This is a genomic window from Streptomyces sp. NPDC001816, assembly GCF_042892235.1.
Taxonomy (GTDB): Bacteria; Actinomycetota; Actinomycetes; order Streptomycetales; family Streptomycetaceae; genus Streptomyces.
On record NZ_JBIATY010000016.1, the window covers coordinates 153686 to 170379 of the forward strand.

A 16694-nucleotide genomic window follows, 5' to 3' on the forward strand; every position below is an offset into this window, starting at 1 on the left:
GTGGAGAACCTGATCGCGCTGCTCATCGCGGCGCCCCTGCTCGGAGCGGCCGTCCTCCTGGTCGGCGGCCGGCGGCTCGACGCCGTCGGCCAGTGGGTCGGCACCCTGTTGTCGGCCGCCTCCTTCGTGTTCGGCCTGATCCTCTTCGCCGACCTGCTCGGCAAGGACGCCGAACACCGCACCCTGACCCAGCACCTGTGGACGTGGATCTCGGTCGGCAGCTTCCAGGCGGACGTCACCTTCCGCCTCGACCAGCTGTCGATGACCTTCGTCCTGCTGATCACCGGCGTCGGCTCGCTGATCCACCTCTACTCGGTCGGGTACATGGAGCACGACGAGCGGCGCCGCCGCTTCTTCGGCTACCTGAACCTGTTCCTCGCGGCGATGCTGCTGCTCGTCCTCGCCGACAACTACCTGCTGCTGTACGTCGGCTGGGAGGGCGTCGGTCTCGCGTCCTACCTGCTCATCGGCTTCTGGCAGCACAAGCCCAGCGCGGCCACGGCGGCGAAGAAGGCCTTCCTGGTCAACCGCGTCGGCGACATGGGCCTGTCGATCGCGATCATGCTGATGTTCACCACCTTCGGCAGCTTCGCCTTCGGCCCGGTCTTCAGCCACGCCGGTGACGCCTCCGAGGGCAAGCTCACCGCGATCGGCCTGCTGCTGCTGCTCGGCGCATGCGGCAAGTCGGCCCAGGTGCCGCTGCAGTCCTGGCTCGGGGACGCCATGGAGGGTCCGACCCCGGTGTCGGCCCTGATCCACGCTGCGACGATGGTGACCGCGGGTGTGTACCTGATCGTCCGCTCCGCGGCCATCTTCAACCTGGCCCCCGACGCCCAGCTCGCCGTCACCGTCGTCGGTGCGGTCACGCTCCTCTTCGGTGCGATCGTCGGTTGCGCGAAGGACGACATCAAGAAGGCGCTGGCCGGCTCGACGATGTCGCAGATCGGCTACATGATCCTCGCCGCCGGCCTCGGCCCCATCGGCTACGTCTTCGCGATCATGCACCTGGTGACGCACGGCTTCTTCAAGGCCGGGCTGTTCCTCGGCGCCGGTTCCGTCATGCACGGCATGAACGACGAGGTCGACATGCGCAGGTACGGCGGCCTCAGGAAGTACATGCCGGTCACGTTCGTCACCTTCGGTCTCGGCTACCTCGCCATCATCGGGTTCCCAGGCCTGTCCGGCTTCTTCTCCAAGGACAAGATCATCGAGGCGGCCTTCGCCAAGGGCGGCACCGAGGGGTGGATCCTCGGCGGCGCGGCCTTGCTGGGCGCCGCCATCACCGCGTTCTACATGACGCGCGTGATGCTGATGACGTTCTTCGGCGAGAAGCGCTGGCAGCCGGATGCTGCATCTGACAGCGGCTCCACCGCGGGCGGCAACGAGCCCCACCCGCACGAGTCGCCCAAGGTCATGACGATCCCGATGGTCCTGCTCGCGTTCGGGTCGGTCTTCGCCGGTGGGCTGTTCAGCATCGGCGACCGCTTCCTGCACTGGCTGGAGCCGGTCACCGGCCACAGCGAGGGCCACTCGCCGGTCAGCGCGGCCACGGTCACCGGCGCGACGATGGTGTGCCTGGTCATCGGCGTCGGCATCGCCTGGGCCCAGTACGGCCGCAAGCCCGTCCCGGTCGTCGCCCCGCGCGGATCGCTGCTCACCCGGGCCGCCCGGCGCGACCTGCTCCAGGACGACTTCAACCACGTCGTCCTGGTGCGCGGCGGCGAGCACCTCACGCGCTCCCTGGTGTACGTCGACCACACCCTGGTCGACGGCGTCGTCAACGGCACGGCGGCCGGCTTCGGCGGCCTGTCGGGCCGGCTCCGCCGGGTCCAGAACGGCTTCGTCCGTTCCTACGCGGTCTCGATGTTCGGCGGTGCGGCACTCCTGGTCGCCGCGACCCTGCTGATGAGGGCGGTCTGATACCGATGTCCTTTCCTCTGCTGACAGCGACGGCGGCGCTCCCGGCCATCGGGGCCGTCGCCACGGCCGCCGTACCGGCCGCACAGCGCACCGCCGCGAAGTGGCTGGCGCTGCTGGTCTCGCTCGCCACGCTCGCCCTGGCGATCACCGTCCTGGTCCGCTTCGACCCGGACGGCGCCCGCTACCAGCTCACCGAATCGCACGCCTGGATCGCGGACTTCGGCGTCCGCTACGAAGTGGGCGTCGACGGCATCGCGGTGGCGCTCATCGCGCTGACCACGGTGCTGATCCCGTTCGTGATCCTCGCCGGCTGGCACGACGCCGATCCGCTGGAGACCGGCAGCCGCCGCTGGCGGCCCACCCAGGGCTTCTTCGCGCTGATCCTGGCGGTCGAGGCGATGGTGGTCATCTCCTTCGAAGCCACCGACGTCTTCCTCTTCTACATCTTCTTCGAAGCCATGCTCATCCCGATGTACTTCCTCATCGGCGGCTTCGGGGACCGTGCCCACGAGCACGGCGAGACGGCGGCCGCCACCCAGCGGTCGTACGCGGCGGTGAAGTTCCTGCTCTACAACCTGGCCGGTGGCCTGATCATGCTGGCCGCGGTGATCGGCCTCTATGTGGTCGCCGGGAACTTCAGCCTCCAGGAGATCGCCCAGGCGCGCGCCAACGGCTCGCTGCACATGGCGACGAACACCGAACGCTGGCTGTTCCTCGGCTTCTTCTTCGCCTTCGCGGTGAAGGCGCCGCTGTGGCCGCTGCACACCTGGCTGCCCAACGCCATGCAGGAAGCCACCGCCCCGGTCGCCGTCCTCATCACCGCGGTCGTCGACAAGGTGGGCACCTTCGCGATGCTCCGCTTCTGCCTCCAGCTGTTCCCGGGGGCCAGCAAGTGGGCGACGCCCGTCATCCTCGTACTGGCGCTCATCAGCATCGTCTACGGCGCCCTGCTCGCCGTCGGCCAGCGGGACATCAAGCGCCTGGTCGCCTACGCGTCGATCTCGCACTTCGGCTTCATCATCATGGGCATCTTCGCGATGACCACCCAGGGCCAGTCCGGCGCCACGCTCTACATGGTCAACCACGGCATCTCCACGGCCGCGCTGATGCTGGTCGCCGGCTTCCTGATCTCCCGGCGCGGCTCGCGCCTCATCGCCGACTACGGCGGTGTGCAGAAGGTCGCCCCGGTGCTCGCCGGCACCTTCCTGATCGGTGGCCTCGCCACTCTCTCGCTGCCCGGACTCGCGCCGTTCGTGAGCGAGTTCCTGGTCCTGGTCGGCACGTTCACGCGTTACCCGGCGATCGGCATCATCGCCACCTTCGGCATCGTGCTCGCCGCGCTCTACACCCTCGTGCTGTACCAGCGCACGATGACGGGCCCGGTCAAGCCCGAGGTCTCGACGATGCCCGACCTCCGCGCGCGCGAGCTGGTGGTCGTCGCACCGCTGATCGTGCTGCTGATCTTCCTGGGCGTCTACCCGAAGCCCGTCACGGACATCGTCAACCCGGCAGTCAAGCAGACCATGTCCGACGTACACAAGACCGATCCCAAGCCCTCGGTGGAGGCGGCCAAGTGAGCGCAACAGCCGTCCACAGCCTGTGGACAAACGCGGCCGAGCCGATCTCGAAGATCCCCACGCCGAAGATCGAGTACGGGCAATTGTCACCGACCTTGATCGTCGTCGGTGCGGCGCTGGTCGGCGTGCTGATCGAGGCGTTCGTCCCGCGCCGGTCCCGTTACTACGCGCAGGTGTTCGTGGCCGTGGTGGCCCTCTGTGCCGCGTTCGCCGCGGTGGTCGCCCTGGCGGCCGACGGCTACGGCACCACGAAGGCGCACATCGCGGCCATGGGAGCGATCGCGGTCGACGGGCCGGCCCTGTTCCTGCAGGGCACGATCCTGCTGGCCGGTCTGGTCGCCCTGTTCACCTTCGCCGAACGGCGCCTGGACCCGGAGGCGCACGGCAACCGGGTCGACTCGTTCGCGGCGCAGGCCGCGTCCGTGCCGGGCAGCGACAGCGAGAAGGCCGCCGTGAAGGCCGGGTTCACCACCACCGAGGTCTTCCCGCTGCTGCTCTTCGCGATCGCCGGCATGCTGATCTTCCCCTCGGCCAACGACCTGCTGACGCTGTTCGTGGCCCTGGAGGTCTTCTCCCTGCCGCTGTACCTGCTGTGTGCGCTGGCCCGCCGCAAGCGGCTCATGTCGCAGGAGGCCGCGGTCAAGTACTTCCTGCTCGGCGCGTTCGCCTCGGCGTTCACGCTGTTCGGCATCGCCCTGCTGTACGGCTACGCGGGCTCGGTGTCGTACGCGCGCATCGCGCAGGTCGTCGACGGCACGGTCACCGGCGTCGACCCGGCCCTCGCGGGCACCATGGGCAACGACGCGCTGCTGCTGCTCGGCAGCGCCCTGATCGCGATGGGCCTGCTCTTCAAGGTGGGCGCGGTGCCGTTCCACATGTGGACGCCCGACGTCTACCAGGGCGCGCCGACCCCGGTGACCGGCTTCATGGCGGCGGCGACGAAGGTGGCGGCGTTCGGTGCGCTGCTGCGCCTGCTGTACGTCGTCCTGCCCGGCATGCGCTGGGACTGGCGGCCGGTCATGTGGGCGGTGGCGGTCGTCACCATGCTGGGCGGCGCGATCATCGCGATCACGCAGACCGACATCAAGCGGCTGCTGGCGTACTCGTCGATCGCGCACGCCGGATTCATCCTCGCGGGTGTCATCGCGACCTCGAAGGACGGCGTGTCGTCCGTCCTGTTCTACCTGGCCGGGTACTCGTTCGTGACGATCGGTGCCTTCGCGGTGGTCACGCTGGTGCGCGACGCGGGCGGCGAGGCGACGCACCTGTCCAAGTGGGCCGGGCTCGGCCGCCGGTCGCCGCTGGTGGCGGCCGTGTTCGCGGTGTTCCTGCTGGCCTTCGCCGGTATCCCGCTGACCTCCGGTTTCGCCGGGAAGTTCGCCGTGTTCAAGGCGGCGGCGGACGGCGGTGCGGCCCCGCTGGTCGTGGTCGGTGTGATCTCCTCGGCGATCGCCGCGTTCTTCTACATCCGGGTGATCGTGCTGATGTTCTTCAGCGAGCCGAAGCCCGAGGGCCCGACCGTGGCCGTGCCGTCGCCGCTGACCATGGCGGCGATCGGGGTGGGCGTGGCGGTCACGGTGGTGCTCGGTGTGGCGCCGCAGTACTTCCTGAACCTGGCGAGCCAGGCGGGAGTGTTCGTGCGCTGAGGCCCGCGCCACGGCCCTGCGGCCCCGGTTCCTCCGAGCGAGGAGCCGGGGCCGTCGCCTGTCAGTGGCCCGACATCTTCGCCATGCCCGGCATCGCCGACGACGGGCACTTCACGGTCGGGTTCCACTGGGAGAAGAGACCGCGGGGGTTCTTCTTGTAGAGCCACACGTGCAGGTCGTAGTGGGTGGGCATGCCCGGGTAGTGGCCTGCCATCGGGCCCTGGAAGTCCTGCCCGAACAGGCGGGGCCGCTTCATGTTCTTGCCGGTGACCGGGACCACCCACTCCACCCCCACGAGCCGGCGCCCGCCGGTGGCGGCGTTCTCGTAGAGCAGGCCGGCCGGCTTCTTCGGGTCGAGGGAGCCGAAGTGGGACTCGTTGAAGTAGTGGAAGCCCATGGCGCCCTCGGCGCTGGCCAGACACACGTGCGGCTCGTAGCCGTCGGCGGTCGCGAACGGCTCGTAGCGGTACAACGCCGTCGCCGTGTACGCCGCGGTCAGTTGTGGGTCGGTGAAGACGTCCTGGCCGGCGGCGTGGGCGGGCACGGAGGCGGGCACGGCGAGGGCCGAGACGAGGGCGAGGGCGGCTCCGGCGAGGCGAGCGATCATGAGGCGGGGCTCCTAGGGGCAGACACGGGTGTACCGGAGTGCGAAGCGTGGTCCGGCGGCGAGCGGGCCTCCCCGGCCCGCTCCAGCAGCCTGTCCCCGGGCGAGGGGAGTGGCCATCCAGAGGCGCCCAATGGGTTGAGCGGTGACCTTTCGGCAGCACCCGACGCACCCGATGGGTGCAGGATCGACTGTCCGGAAACAGTCGGTGCGCTGATACGACAAATCACTCGCACCTGTGGACAACTTCCGACGCTGTCGGCGCGGGCGCCTATCGTGGACGCAGTGGTCGAGGGGCGACGCACGGGGGACGGACTCGGGGGACAGGACGATGGGCGCGACGGGCGGGATCAGCGAGATGCCAAGGACGACCGAAGGGCCGGGCGCGGCCGCGAGCGAGGCGCTGGCCACGCTGCACCGGGTCTTCGGATACGAGGCCTTCCGCGGTGAGCAGGAAGCGATCATCGAGCATGTGGCGGCGGGCGGAGACGCCCTCGTCCTGATGCCGACCGGCGGCGGCAAGTCGCTGTGCTACCAGATCCCGGCCCTGGTCAGACCCGGTACGGGCGTGGTGATCTCGCCGCTGATCGCGCTGATGCAGGACCAGGTGGACGCCCTGCGTGCCCTCGGCGTGCGGGCCGGCTTCATCAACTCCACGCAGGACTTCGACGAGCGGCGCGTGGTCGAGGCCGAGTTCCTCGCCGGCGAGCTTGACCTGCTGTACCTGGCCCCGGAGCGGCTGCGGGTCGAGGCCACGCGTGACCTGCTCTCCCGCGGCAGGATCTCCGTCTTCGCCATCGACGAGGCGCACTGTGTGTCCCAGTGGGGCCACGACTTCCGCCCCGACTACCTGGCCCTCTCCCTGCTCGGCGAGCGCTGGCCGGACGTCCCGCGGATCGCCCTCACCGCGACGGCCACCCACGCCACCCACCAGGAGATCACCCAGCGGCTGGACCTGCCGAGGGCCCGCCACTTCGTGGCCAGCTTCGACCGGCCCAACATCCAGTACCGGATCGTGCCCAAGGCCGACCCCAGGAAGCAGCTGCTCGCCTTCCTGCGGGAGGAGCACGCGGGCGACGCCGGCATCGTGTACTGCCTCTCCCGCAACTCGGTGGAGCGGACGGCCGAGTTCCTGAGCAGCAACGGCATCGAGGCGGTGCCGTACCACGCGGGCCTGGACGCGGGCACGCGCGCGGCCCACCAGTCCCGGTTCCTGCGCGAGGAGGGCCTGGTCGTGGTCGCGACCATCGCCTTCGGCATGGGCATCGACAAGCCGGACGTGCGCTTCGTCGCCCACCTGGACCTGCCCAAGTCGATCGAGGGCTACTACCAGGAGACGGGCCGCGCGGGCCGCGACGGACTGTCCTCCACCGCCTGGATGGCCTACGGCCTCAACGACGTCATCCAGCAGCGCAAGCTGATCCAGTCCGGCGAAGGCGACGAGGCGTTCCGCCGCCGGGCCTCCGCCCACCTCGACGCCATGCTCGCCCTGTGCGAGACCGCCCAGTGCCGGCGCGGGCAGCTGCTGGCCTACTTCGGCCAGGAGGCCTCCGCCACGGGGTGCGGCAACTGCGACACCTGCCTGACCCCGCCGGAGACCTGGGACGGCACGATCGCCGCGCAGAAGGTGCTGTCGACGGTGGTACGGCTGCAGCGGGAGCGCGGGCAGAAGTTCGGCGCCGTACAGATCGTCGACATCCTGCTCGGCAAGCGCACCGGCAGGGTGATCCAGTTCGACCACGACCAGCTGTCCGTGTTCGGCATCGGCCAGGACCTCGCCGAGGCCGAGTGGCGGGGTGTCGTCCGGCAGCTGCTGGCGCAGGGGCTGCTGGCGGTCGAGGGGGAGTACGGCACGCTGGTGCTCACCGAGGCGAGCGGTTCGGTGCTGCGGCGGGAGCGGGAGGTGCCGCTGCGCAAGGAGCCGAAGAAGCCGGCCATGTCGCGGTCGGGTTCGGGCGCCTCCTCCGGCCGGGGCGAGCGCAAGGCCAAGGCCGCCGCTGTCGAGCTGCCCGACTCGCTGCTCCCCGCCTTCGAGGCCCTGCGTGCCTGGCGCGCCGAACAGGCCCGGGAGCAGGGCGTCCCGGCGTACGTCATCTTCCACGACGCCACCCTCCGGGAGATCGTCACCTCTTGGCCCGGCTCGGTGCGGGAGTTGGGCACGGTGAGCGGGGTCGGCGAGAAGAAGCTGGCGACATACGGGGAAGGGGTGCTGGAGGTGCTGAACTCCCTGGACGCACCGGGCACCGCTGCCGGTGGCTCCCCCGCGGGTGGAGCCTCCCCTGCTAGCGGCGCCTCGCGCGCGCCCGGCGACTCCCCGGACGACTACTGGCCCGAGCCGGGGGACGAGCCGGAGCCGGACGACTGGATGTAGCGCGCCGAAGGCGACGTACGACGGTCTGGGGGCGGCAGCCCCCAGTGGGGTCAGGACAGGACACGGGGGTCAGGACAGTGCCGTGAGCCCCGGTGCGAACGTGATCAGCAGTGGCAGCAGCGGGACCAGTGCCGCCACCGTCGTCGTCAGGGCCCGGTGCCGGCGGAGCAGGCGCGGTGGGGGCTCCAGGAGGCGGTCCACGCGTTCGCCCAGGAGGCGGCGGCTGGAGGCGCAGGACAGGACACCGCGGTGCTGGTTCAGCTCGATCAGGGCCAGGGCGGTGGTGAGGTGGCCGCAGCGGCGGGATGCCGTGTCGTCGGCTGCCAGTTCGACCAGCCGGTGCGTCTGGTCGCAGAAGTGGGCGAAGAGCGGGACGCGCGGGAAGCCCGTGGCGAGCGCGGTGGACAGGTGGAGCAGCCAGTCGTGGTGGGCGCGGGCGTGGCCGCGCTCGTGGGTGAGGACCGCGTCCAGCTGATGGTCGGTCAGGCGGTGCAGCGCCCCGGTCGTCACGACCAGCTGCGGCGGGTGGCCCGGCATCCACCAGGCGTCCGGGTACTCGTCCTCCAGCACCAGCATCGGTCCGCGTGCCGCCGGCAGTCCCGCGGGCAGGTCGGGGGCGCGCTCGCGCAGGTGCGCCCGGGTCTGGCCGCGGCGGCGGCGGGCCTCGGCGATCTCCCGCGCGAGCATCGCGGTCGTCCAGGCGGCCCCGCAGGCCAGTAGCAGGGTGAGGGCGACGGCCCAGACCGGGGCGGTGGAGAGGTCGTACGCGGCGGTGACGGCGGGCGGCGCGGGGGCGAAGACATGGTCGCGGACGGTGTGGAAGACGGCCGCCGCGCCCAGCACCAGCGCGGTCAGACAGCACAGCAGGACCGTGGCGACCAGACACTGCCACACCCACAACGCGACCACGGGGTCCCGCTCGGGCCAGGCGGCCCGGGTCAGCGCGCGGGGCGCCGGTACGGCGGCCGTCAGGGCGACGACGCTCAGCAGGAGCAGGCAGACGGTCATGCCGGGGCTCCGGTTCCTGGTCGGAGTGGTGTGCGGGCGTCAGGTGGTGCGGGGTGACGCGCCGGGGAGCGCGTCGCGTGGTGCGTGTTCCCGCCAGTATGACGGTGAGAGACGGGACGAGGCAGGTGTCGACGGCGATCCGGTTGCCCTCGTTCGCGTCCGGCTCGCCTCGACTCCGAGTTCGGCAGTCCTCCCTCTCCTCACCCTCTCCCTACTCCCCACCCTCTCCCTACTCCGGATCCTCTCCCTACTCCCGCAACGCCCGCCGCACCGCCTCCAGCACCTCTTCCTCCCCGAACCCCAGGGCCCGCGTCCACGCCACGAAATCCTTGGTCGTCTCAGCGAGTTCCGCCGCCTCGGGGCGGCGCGCCCCCGCCGGCAGCCGAGCCACCCGCGTGCCCGCGCCACGCCGGGTCAGGATCAGGGACGCCGCCTCCAGCTCGCGGTAGGCGCGGGCCACCGTCCCCGCCGCCAGGCCCAGGTCGGCCGCCAGCTGCCGTACGGTCGGCAGCCGTTCGCCCTCCGGCAGCCGGCCGGTGGTGATCAGGGCGGCCAGCTGGGCGCGGATCTGTTCGTACGGCGGGACGGGGCTCGTCGTGTCGACCCGTACGGCGGCGCCGCTCACCGGCGAACCCCGCGGTCCGCCGGGCGCCGCCACGCCGCCCGGGGCGAGCAGATGGTGAAGAGCATCCACGGCCCGGTCACCAACGAGACCAGCGCCAGCGGCAACAGCACCACGGTGGCCATGGTCCCCACGGTCCCGTCGCACGACAGGCTCAGCAGCGAGGCCGCCGCGGTCGTGGCCGCGCCGAGCAGGGAGACCGAGACGACGAGCCCCCACGCCGCGACGATCGCCAGTGTGCGGTCGCGGCGGGACTGCTCGTCGCCGGGCCGGGTGGCGATCCGCCGCAGCGACCAGCCGCAGGCGACCGTGGCGACGGCGAGGGAGACCAGCATCGGCAGGCCGTAGTACAGCCCGGGCCAGGGGCCGTGCGACTCGGTCACGCCCCGGCAGGTCAGGGTGAGGGAACGGCCCGCCCGCCCCAGGTCGTCCGGCGAGGCCACCACGCCCGCGACCGTCAGCAGTACCACCAGCGCGCCCGCGAGGACGAGCAACAGCCAGGTCGTCCGGGGCGGTACGTAGTCCTGGATCCGGCGCGGCGCGAGCCCGGCCGTGCGGACGGCACCCCGGGCCGGTGGGGTCAGCGCGTCGCCCACCAGCACGCCGGTCACCGCGCAGAGGCCGAACGCCGGGATGGCGTACAGCACCCCGTTCCCGTGGTCGAGTGTGGAGAGCGAGAAGGCCGCGAGCGCGCCCGTGGCCAGGCCCGTCCAGCGGGCGTAGCGGTCGACGGGCGCGCGGGACGCCGGAGCGGTCGTACCAAGGTCGGCATCAATCATGACAAAACCCCGTGAAAGTGAGCATCTTGTACTCACCGCTTGTATCAAGCGGTGAGTACAAGATGGCGTCACGGCGGGCTTGTGTCAAATGCTTGCTACAAGTCGCGGCCTGTCCGACGCAAAGCTCAGCCCGACACGACGCGCCCGCTGACCTCCCCCAGTCCCACCCGGCCCCCGTCCGCCCCAGGCGCCCACGCCGACAGCGTCACGACGTCGCCGTCCTCCAGGAACGTCCGCTTGCCGTCCGGGAGTTCGAGCGGGTCGCGGCCGTTCCAGGTCAGCTCCAGCAGCGAGCCGCGCTGGTTCTCCGCCGGGCCGCTCACCGTGCCCGAGCCGTACAGGTCGCCGGTGCGCAGGGACGCCCCGTTCACCGTCATGTGGGCGAGTTGCTGGGCCGCGGTCCAGTACATGCCGGAGAACGGCGGCTCGGACACCACATGGCCGTTGATCGCGACGGAGATCCGCAGGTCGTAGCCGCCGGGCTCGATCTCCGGCGCGGAGTCGTCCAGGTAGGGCAGCAGGGGGTGCGTGCGCTCCGGAGGCGCCACGCGCGCGTGCTCCAGCGCCTCCAGCGGGGTGATCCATGCCGACACCGAGGTCGCGAAGGACTTGCCGAGGAACGGGCCGAGCGGGACGTACTCCCAGGCCTGGACGTCCCGCGCCGACCAGTCGTTCAGCAGGCACAGCCCGAAGACGTGGTCCCGGAAGTCGCCGAGCGCGACCGGCCTGCCCAGCTCGGAGGGCACGCCCACCACGAAGCCGACCTCGGCCTCGATGTCCAGCCGGATCGAGGGGCCGAAGACGGGTGCCGGGTCGGCGGGGCCCTTGCGCTGCCCGGACGGCCGTACGACGTCCGTGCCCGACACCACCACGGTGCCGGAGCGGCCGTGGTAGCCGATCGGCAGGTGCTTCCAGTTGGGGGTCAGGGAGTCCTCGGCGTCCGGCCGGAAGATCTGGCCGACGTTCCGGGCGTGGTTCTCGGAGGCGTAGAAGTCGACGTAGTCCGCGACCTCGAAGGGCAGGTGGAGGGTCACCGACGACAGGGGGTGGAACAGCGGCTCGATCGTGGACCGGTGCGAGGGCACGGTCACCCACGCCGTCAGCGCGCGCCGCACGTCCGACCAGGCCGTGCGTCCTGCCGCCAGCAGGGGGGTGAGGGTGGGCTGTGCGAGCAGGGAGACGTACGGCGAGCCGAGGGCGGCGGCCGCGGCGCCCGCGTCGAGGACGTGGTCACCGAGCCGGACGCCGACCCTCCGCTCCGTGCTGCCGGAGGGCGAGAACACGCCATAGGGAAGGTTGTGCGAACCGAAGGGGTCGCCCTCGGGGACGTCGAAGGGGGGCATGGGGTACTGCCTCGCTCTCATCCGGGCCATGCATGGCGGGTGCGTTCCATGTGGTCGCGGCACACGTTACGGCTGAGTTGCTCTTCTTGGGCAGTGCCCCATGCGTTGCCCGAAAGGTTGCCCGGACAGTGCCTAAAGAGTTCGCAATGTCCGAATAAGCCTTGTGGGAGGCGGCAATTCCGGCTTAGCGTCCTTTCGGGGGACACGGACGGGGTGGGTCCGGTCCGTAGGGGGGACACGTGGGGGGACCCGTGGCCAGGAACACCGTCGGCGTGCCTTTCGAGGCGGACCGTGACGTGCCGGGACTGATCGTCAAGTTCGGCGACTACCCGCTGCACCACGGCGGTGTCGGCGCGATCCGCAGCCTGGGCCGCCTCGGCGTCCCGATGTATGCGATCACCGAGGACGCCCACACACCCGCGGCCGCATCCCGCTACCTCAAACGAGCGTTCGTGTGGCCGACGACCGGCGCCGAGGACCCGGGCCGGCTGGTCGAGGGCCTGCAGCGCATCGGCCGCCGGATCGGCCGACCGACCGTCCTGGTCCCGACCGACGAGGAGGCCGCCGTCCTGATCGCCGAGCACCAGGACGAGCTGGCCGGCCCCTTCCTCTTCCCGCGCGTCGACCCCGCGCTGCCGCGCCGGCTGGCCAGCAAGCAGGGCCTGCACGAACTGTGCGCGGAACACGGCATCGCGAGCCCGTCGGCCGCATTCCCGGAGTCGTACGACGAGATCGTCGCCTTCGCCGACACGGCCCGCTTCCCGGTGGTGGCCAAGAACCGCGAGGCGTTCGTACGGCGCAGCCGACCCGCCGTCAACGGCACCACGAGGATCGCCACCCGCAAGGGCCTGCTCACCCTCGCCCGGGACTGGGGCGAGCAGCCCGGCGTGATCCTCCAGGAGTACCTGCCGAGGGAGGAGGCCGAGGACTGGATCGTGCACGCCTGCTTCGACGCCGACTCCCACCCGCTCGCGCTCTTCACCGGCGTCAAGGTCCGCTCCTGGCCGCCGCACGCGGGCATGACGGCGAACGCGTACGTCGTCGACAACCCGGAACTCGCCGACCTCGCCGCTCGTTTCGTCAAACAGATCGGCTTCACCGGCATCATCGACCTCGACCTGCGCTTCGACCGGCGCGACGGACAGTACAAACTCCTCGACTTCAACCCGCGCATGGGCGCCCAGTTCCGGCTCTTCGAGAACGAGTCGGGCGTGGACGTCGTCCGCGCGATGCACCTGAATCTGACCGGCCGTGCCGTACCGGAGGGGGAACAGCGCGCCGGTCACCGTTTCGTCGTGGAGAACATCGACCTGCCCGCCCTCCTCGCCTACCGCCGCAGCGGCTACACGACGCCGCACGCGCCGGCGAAGGCGAGCGGGACGGAGCTGGCCTGGCTCGCGGGTGACGACCCGCTGCCGTTCCTCACGATGCTCGCCCGCTTCGTGCGCCCGGGCGCGAAGCACCTGTATCAGCTGTGGCGCACCAACCGCCGCGGCAGCAGCACCACTCCCACCACGAAGTAGGCAAGGCCACGAAGGTGGCGCACCGCGTCCTGGGGAGGGACTTCGTGATTCGACCGGTTGCAGTCATCGGGGCCGGGCCGTACGGCCTGTCCACCGCCGCCCATCTGCGGGCGCGCGGCATCCCCGTCCGCGTCTTCGGCGACCCCATGGTCAGCTGGCGCGCCCACATGCCCGAGGGCATGCTCCTCAAGTCGACCCCCGCCGCCTCCAACCTCGACTGCCCACAGCCCGGCCACACCCTCGCCGACTACTGCGACGCGGCCGGTGTCCGCCGGCTGGTGACCGACGAGGACATCGTCCCGGTGGAGACCTTCATCGCCTACGGCGAGTGGTTCCAGGAGAAGCTGCTGCCCGACCTGGAGCAGGTCCGGGTCGTCTCCGTGGACCGCGACAAGAGCGGCGGGTTCGAACTCAAGCTGGACTCGGGGGAGTTGTTCACCGCACGCGCAGTCGTGGTCGCCACCGGGCTGTCCGGGCTGGCCCATCTCCCGGCAGAGCTGGCGGCAGCGGCCGACGGTCCGGCGCTCACGGGGCCGGTCTCCCACAGCTCCCAGCACCACGACCTCACCCGCTTCGCCGGCAAGGAGCTGATCGTCGTCGGCGCCGGCCAGTCCGCGCTGGAGGCGGCCACCCTCGCGGCCGAGGCCGGCGCCCGGGTGCGCGTGGTCGCGCGCGGCCGCGGCCGGGTCGCCTTCGGCGCCCCGCCCTGGGAGCAGCCGAGGCTGCGCCCCGAGTCGCCCTTCGGCCGTGCCTGGTCCCTGTGGGCGCTCAGCCACTACCCCCACCCGTACCGCTTCCTGCCCGCCCGCACCCGCCACTACCTGGTCCGCCGGGTCCTCGGTCCGCTCGGCGCCTGGTGGCTGCGCGACCGCTTCGAGGGCAGGGTGCAGGTCCAGGAGGTCGAGCGGGTGGTGGGCGCCGAGGCCCCGGACGGCAGCCCGGTCCTCACCGTCCGCACCCACGGCAAGGGCACCGAGCGGCTCTCGGCCGACCATGTGATCGCGGCCACCGGCTACCGCGTGAACATCGCCGCGATGGACTTCCTCGGCCCTGAGCTGCGCACCCGGCTGGCGGTGAGCCGGGGCACGCCCAGGCTCGGACCCGGGTACGTCTCCTCCGTCCCCGGCCTGTACTTCACCGGCCTCCCGGCGGCGTCCTCGTACGGCCCGGTGATGCGCTTCGTCTGCGGCACGGAGTTCGCCTCGCCGCGCCTGGCCGGGCATCTGGCGGCGGCACACGGCTGAGCCGCGGACGACGCCGTCTCGCTCACCGGCAGGTCCGATCGCGTCAACTCCACCACCATCAGGGCGGCCGCAGGGGCCACTTGGGGCCGAGGAGCACACAAGTCCGGGAACTTCAGGGTGAGTCGGCGGGGCGTGGGATCCGTATTCTCTGATCATGGCCGCACCCCCCGCATACTCACTGATCGCCACCGACCTGGACGGGACGCTGCTGCGCGGCGACGACACCGTCTCCGACCGGTCGCGCGCCGCGCTGGAGCGGGTGGCACGGGCCGGCGCCCGGCACCTGGTGGTGACGGGCCGCCCGGCTCCTCGGGTACGGCCCCTCCTGGAGGGCCTCGGCAGCACGGGGCTCGCGGTGTGCGGGCAGGGCGCGCAGGTCTACGACGCCGGCGCCGACCGTCTGCTGTGGTCGGTCCGGCTGGACCGGGAACTGGCCGAGACCGCGCTCGGCAAGATCGAGGCCGAGGTGGGGCAGGTCTACGCGGCCGTCGACCAGGACGGCGTGGACGGGCTCACCCTGATCGAACCCGGGTATCTGATGCCGCACCCGACCCTGCCCGCCGTGCGGGTCGGCCGCCGCGACGACCTGTGGTGCGAGCCCATCAGCAAGGTGCTGCTGCGCCACCACACGCTGTCCGACGACGAGTTGGCGGCGATCGCACGCTCGGCGGTGGGCTCGCTGGCGACGGTCACGATGTCGGGGCCCGGGACCGTGGAACTGCAGCCGTCCGGGGTCACGAAGGCGACGGGGCTGGCGCTGGCCGCCGAGTACCTGGGGATCGCCGCCGGCCGGGCCCTCGCGTTCGGCGACATGCCCAACGACATCCCCATGTTCGACTGGGCCGGACGCGGCGTCGCCATGGCCAACGCCCACCCCGAACTCAAGGCCGTCGCCGATGAGATCACCACGTCGAACGAGGACGACGGCATCGCCGTCGTCCTCGAAAGACTGTTCCCGACCGACTGACCGGGATATCAGTAGTGGCCCGCCGCGGGCGCCGGTCAGTAGGCGCCGAAGACGTTGTCGATCGACCCGTAGCGCTTGGCCGCGTAGTTGCAGGCGGCCGTGATGTTCGCGACCGGGTCGTAGATGTCGAAGGACGTTCCGGCCACGTGGTACGCGTTGAACGTCGGGTCGATGACCTGGAGCAGGCCCTTGGACGGGATGCCCTTGGCCGCGTTGGAGTCCCAGAGGTTGATGGCCGCCGGGTTGCCCGACGACTCACGGATGACATTGCGGTAGATGCCGTTGTACGTCCCCGGGATGCCCTTCTCGCGCATGATCGCGAGCGACTCGCGGATCCAGCCGTCGAGGTTGTTCGGGTACCCGGCGAGCGTGGTGGCCGGCGTGCTGGCCGTGGGGGTGGCCGCGGAGGCGCTGGTCGCGCCGATGACGGGAAGGGCGAGCACGGCGGCGCCGGTGCCGATGACGGCGAGCTTGCGGACGAGGCGGTTGGTGCGGGTGCGGCGGGGCTGAGCGGCAGCAAGCATGGGGACGTTCCTCTCCGTCGCCTACGAGGTGAGCTGTCGGGTTCGGGCGGGGAGGTGCCCGGCCGTACCTCTGGGGGGAGGCACGACTTCACCCCTAGCTGTCCCGGCGCGACGTGCGTCGTCCGGTCCGGCGGCTTACCTGGGTCCCCCGCTCCTGCCGTACGAATGAGTTCGTCGATGGGTGGTGTCAGACGCGGCAGGATTCGGCGTTCGTCTGACTGGCCCGGAAGCTATGCGACAGCACATGTCGGGAACAAGTACTGAATTCACCCAATGAGGCAGTTGACCTTGATCTATTCCAAATGGGGCACTTGATCCTTTGCGGTTGCCAACGCTCAACTGCCCGATGTGGAAAGGGGAGAACGAGGGTGGCGCCCCTTGGCCGATTCCCGGGCCCGCGTGACCCAACTCACGAAATGGCAAAGGGTACCAAATCAGACATGGGGGATTCGGGAGATTTGCTGGGTGTGGTGCAAAAGGAGTACTCCGCCCGCCGTGCGGTTCGCGACAAATCGGGCGAGATCCTGTTAAGTCGTTGTGTACCCACACTTATCAGATGATCAAAA

Annotated in this window: 13 protein-coding genes and 1 riboswitch; of the genes, 7 read left to right on the forward strand and 6 right to left on the reverse strand. The window is 70.9% G+C overall.

All coding sequences use genetic code 11. From position 1 onward, the window contains the following. From nuoL to nuoN, 3 genes are read left to right on the forward strand one after another with little or no spacing between them, the layout of a single operon-like run. Positions 1-1920 (forward strand): NADH-quinone oxidoreductase subunit L, encoded by a 1920-nt coding sequence (gene nuoL, locus ACFYZZ_RS40100; RefSeq protein ID WP_389187418.1) that lies wholly within the window; start codon positions 1-3, stop codon positions 1918-1920. Positions 1921-1925: 5 nt separating this feature from the next. Further along, entirely contained in the window at positions 1926-3497 is a 1572-nt protein-coding gene (locus ACFYZZ_RS40105) for an NADH-quinone oxidoreductase subunit M (protein ID WP_389187421.1), read from the forward strand. Beyond that, entirely contained in the window at positions 3494-5143 is a 1650-nt protein-coding gene (gene nuoN / locus ACFYZZ_RS40110) for an NADH-quinone oxidoreductase subunit NuoN (RefSeq protein WP_389187423.1), read from the forward strand. Before ACFYZZ_RS40105 ends, nuoN begins: the two co-directional genes overlap by 4 nt. A gap of 61 nt (positions 5144-5204) precedes the next feature. Here nuoN and ACFYZZ_RS40115 read toward each other — a convergent pair whose 3' ends face one another. Next, on the reverse strand, positions 5205-5750 hold the full coding sequence (locus ACFYZZ_RS40115) for a hypothetical protein (RefSeq protein ID WP_389187426.1): 546 nt from the start codon (positions 5748-5750) through the stop codon (positions 5205-5207). 328 nt (positions 5751-6078) lie between these two features. Here ACFYZZ_RS40115 and recQ point away from each other — a divergent pair, with 328 nt between their 5' ends. Next, complete coding sequence (recQ, locus tag ACFYZZ_RS40120) at positions 6079-8118, forward strand: DNA helicase RecQ (RefSeq protein WP_389187429.1); 2040 nt, start codon at positions 6079-6081, stop codon at positions 8116-8118. Between the two features lie 69 nt (positions 8119-8187). On the opposite strand, the gene ACFYZZ_RS40125 is transcribed toward recQ, so the two are convergent. The 4 genes from ACFYZZ_RS40125 to fahA all read right to left on the reverse strand — a co-directional run bounded on the left by ACFYZZ_RS40125 (position 8188) and on the right by fahA (position 11870). Then, positions 8188-9126: a M56 family metallopeptidase gene (locus tag ACFYZZ_RS40125; protein WP_389187430.1), complete on the reverse strand. Its 939-nt coding sequence runs from the start codon at positions 9124-9126 to the stop codon at positions 8188-8190. Between the two features lie 247 nt (positions 9127-9373). Continuing rightward, positions 9374-9751, reverse strand: coding sequence for a GntR family transcriptional regulator (locus ACFYZZ_RS40130; protein WP_389187433.1), 378 nt, complete (start codon positions 9749-9751; stop codon positions 9374-9376). Next, positions 9748-10527, reverse strand: a complete 780-nt coding sequence (locus ACFYZZ_RS40135) for a hypothetical protein (RefSeq protein ID WP_389187436.1) — start codon at positions 10525-10527, stop codon at positions 9748-9750. The genes ACFYZZ_RS40130 and ACFYZZ_RS40135 overlap by 4 nt, the downstream gene beginning before the upstream one ends. A 125-nt stretch (positions 10528-10652) precedes the next feature. Continuing rightward, complete coding sequence (fahA, locus tag ACFYZZ_RS40140; RefSeq protein WP_389187439.1) at positions 10653-11870, reverse strand: fumarylacetoacetase; 1218 nt, start codon at positions 11868-11870, stop codon at positions 10653-10655. 272 nt (positions 11871-12142) lie between these two features. Here fahA and ACFYZZ_RS40145 point away from each other — a divergent pair, with 272 nt between their 5' ends. The 3 genes from ACFYZZ_RS40145 (at position 12143) to ACFYZZ_RS40155 (ending at position 15604) form a co-directional block, all read left to right on the forward strand. Beyond that, complete coding sequence (locus tag ACFYZZ_RS40145) at positions 12143-13393, forward strand: ATP-grasp domain-containing protein (RefSeq protein WP_389187627.1); 1251 nt, start codon at positions 12143-12145, stop codon at positions 13391-13393. Positions 13394-13437: 44 nt separating this feature from the next. After that, on the forward strand, positions 13438-14637 hold the full coding sequence (locus ACFYZZ_RS40150; RefSeq protein ID WP_389187442.1) for an FAD-dependent oxidoreductase: 1200 nt from the start codon (positions 13438-13440) through the stop codon (positions 14635-14637). Positions 14638-14791: 154 nt separating this feature from the next. Further along, complete coding sequence (locus ACFYZZ_RS40155; protein WP_389187445.1) at positions 14792-15604, forward strand: HAD family hydrolase; 813 nt, start codon at positions 14792-14794, stop codon at positions 15602-15604. A 35-nt stretch (positions 15605-15639) separates the two neighbouring features. Here the strand turns inward: ACFYZZ_RS40155 and ACFYZZ_RS40160 are convergent, their stop codons facing one another. After that, positions 15640-16128, reverse strand: coding sequence for a transglycosylase SLT domain-containing protein (locus tag ACFYZZ_RS40160; protein WP_389187448.1), 489 nt, complete (start codon positions 16126-16128; stop codon positions 15640-15642). A 5-nt stretch (positions 16129-16133) separates the two neighbouring features. After that, a riboswitch (cyclic di-AMP (ydaO/yuaA leader) is annotated at positions 16134-16347 on the reverse strand. Positions 16348-16694 lie beyond the last annotated feature (347 nt).

Bases quoted from the DNA above. Each gene is read 5' to 3' on its own strand.
- ACFYZZ_RS40105 (WP_389187421.1), top strand. From the start codon at position 1,926: ATGTCCTTTCCTCTGCTGACAGCGACGGCGGCGCTCCCGGCCATCGGG.
- ACFYZZ_RS40115 (WP_389187426.1), bottom strand. From the start codon at position 5,750: ATGATCGCTCGCCTCGCCGGAGCCGCCCTCGCCCTCGTCTCGGCCCTC.
- recQ (WP_389187429.1), top strand. From the start codon at position 6,079: ATGGGCGCGACGGGCGGGATCAGCGAGATGCCAAGGACGACCGAAGGG.
- ACFYZZ_RS40125 (WP_389187430.1), bottom strand. From the start codon at position 9,126: ATGACCGTCTGCCTGCTCCTGCTGAGCGTCGTCGCCCTGACGGCCGCC.
- ACFYZZ_RS40135 (WP_389187436.1), bottom strand. From the start codon at position 10,527: ATGATTGATGCCGACCTTGGTACGACCGCTCCGGCGTCCCGCGCGCCC.
- fahA (WP_389187439.1), bottom strand. From the start codon at position 11,870: ATGCCCCCCTTCGACGTCCCCGAGGGCGACCCCTTCGGTTCGCACAAC.
- ACFYZZ_RS40155 (WP_389187445.1), top strand. From the start codon at position 14,792: ATGGCCGCACCCCCCGCATACTCACTGATCGCCACCGACCTGGACGGG.
- ACFYZZ_RS40160 (WP_389187448.1), bottom strand. From the start codon at position 16,128: ATGCTTGCTGCCGCTCAGCCCCGCCGCACCCGCACCAACCGCCTCGTC.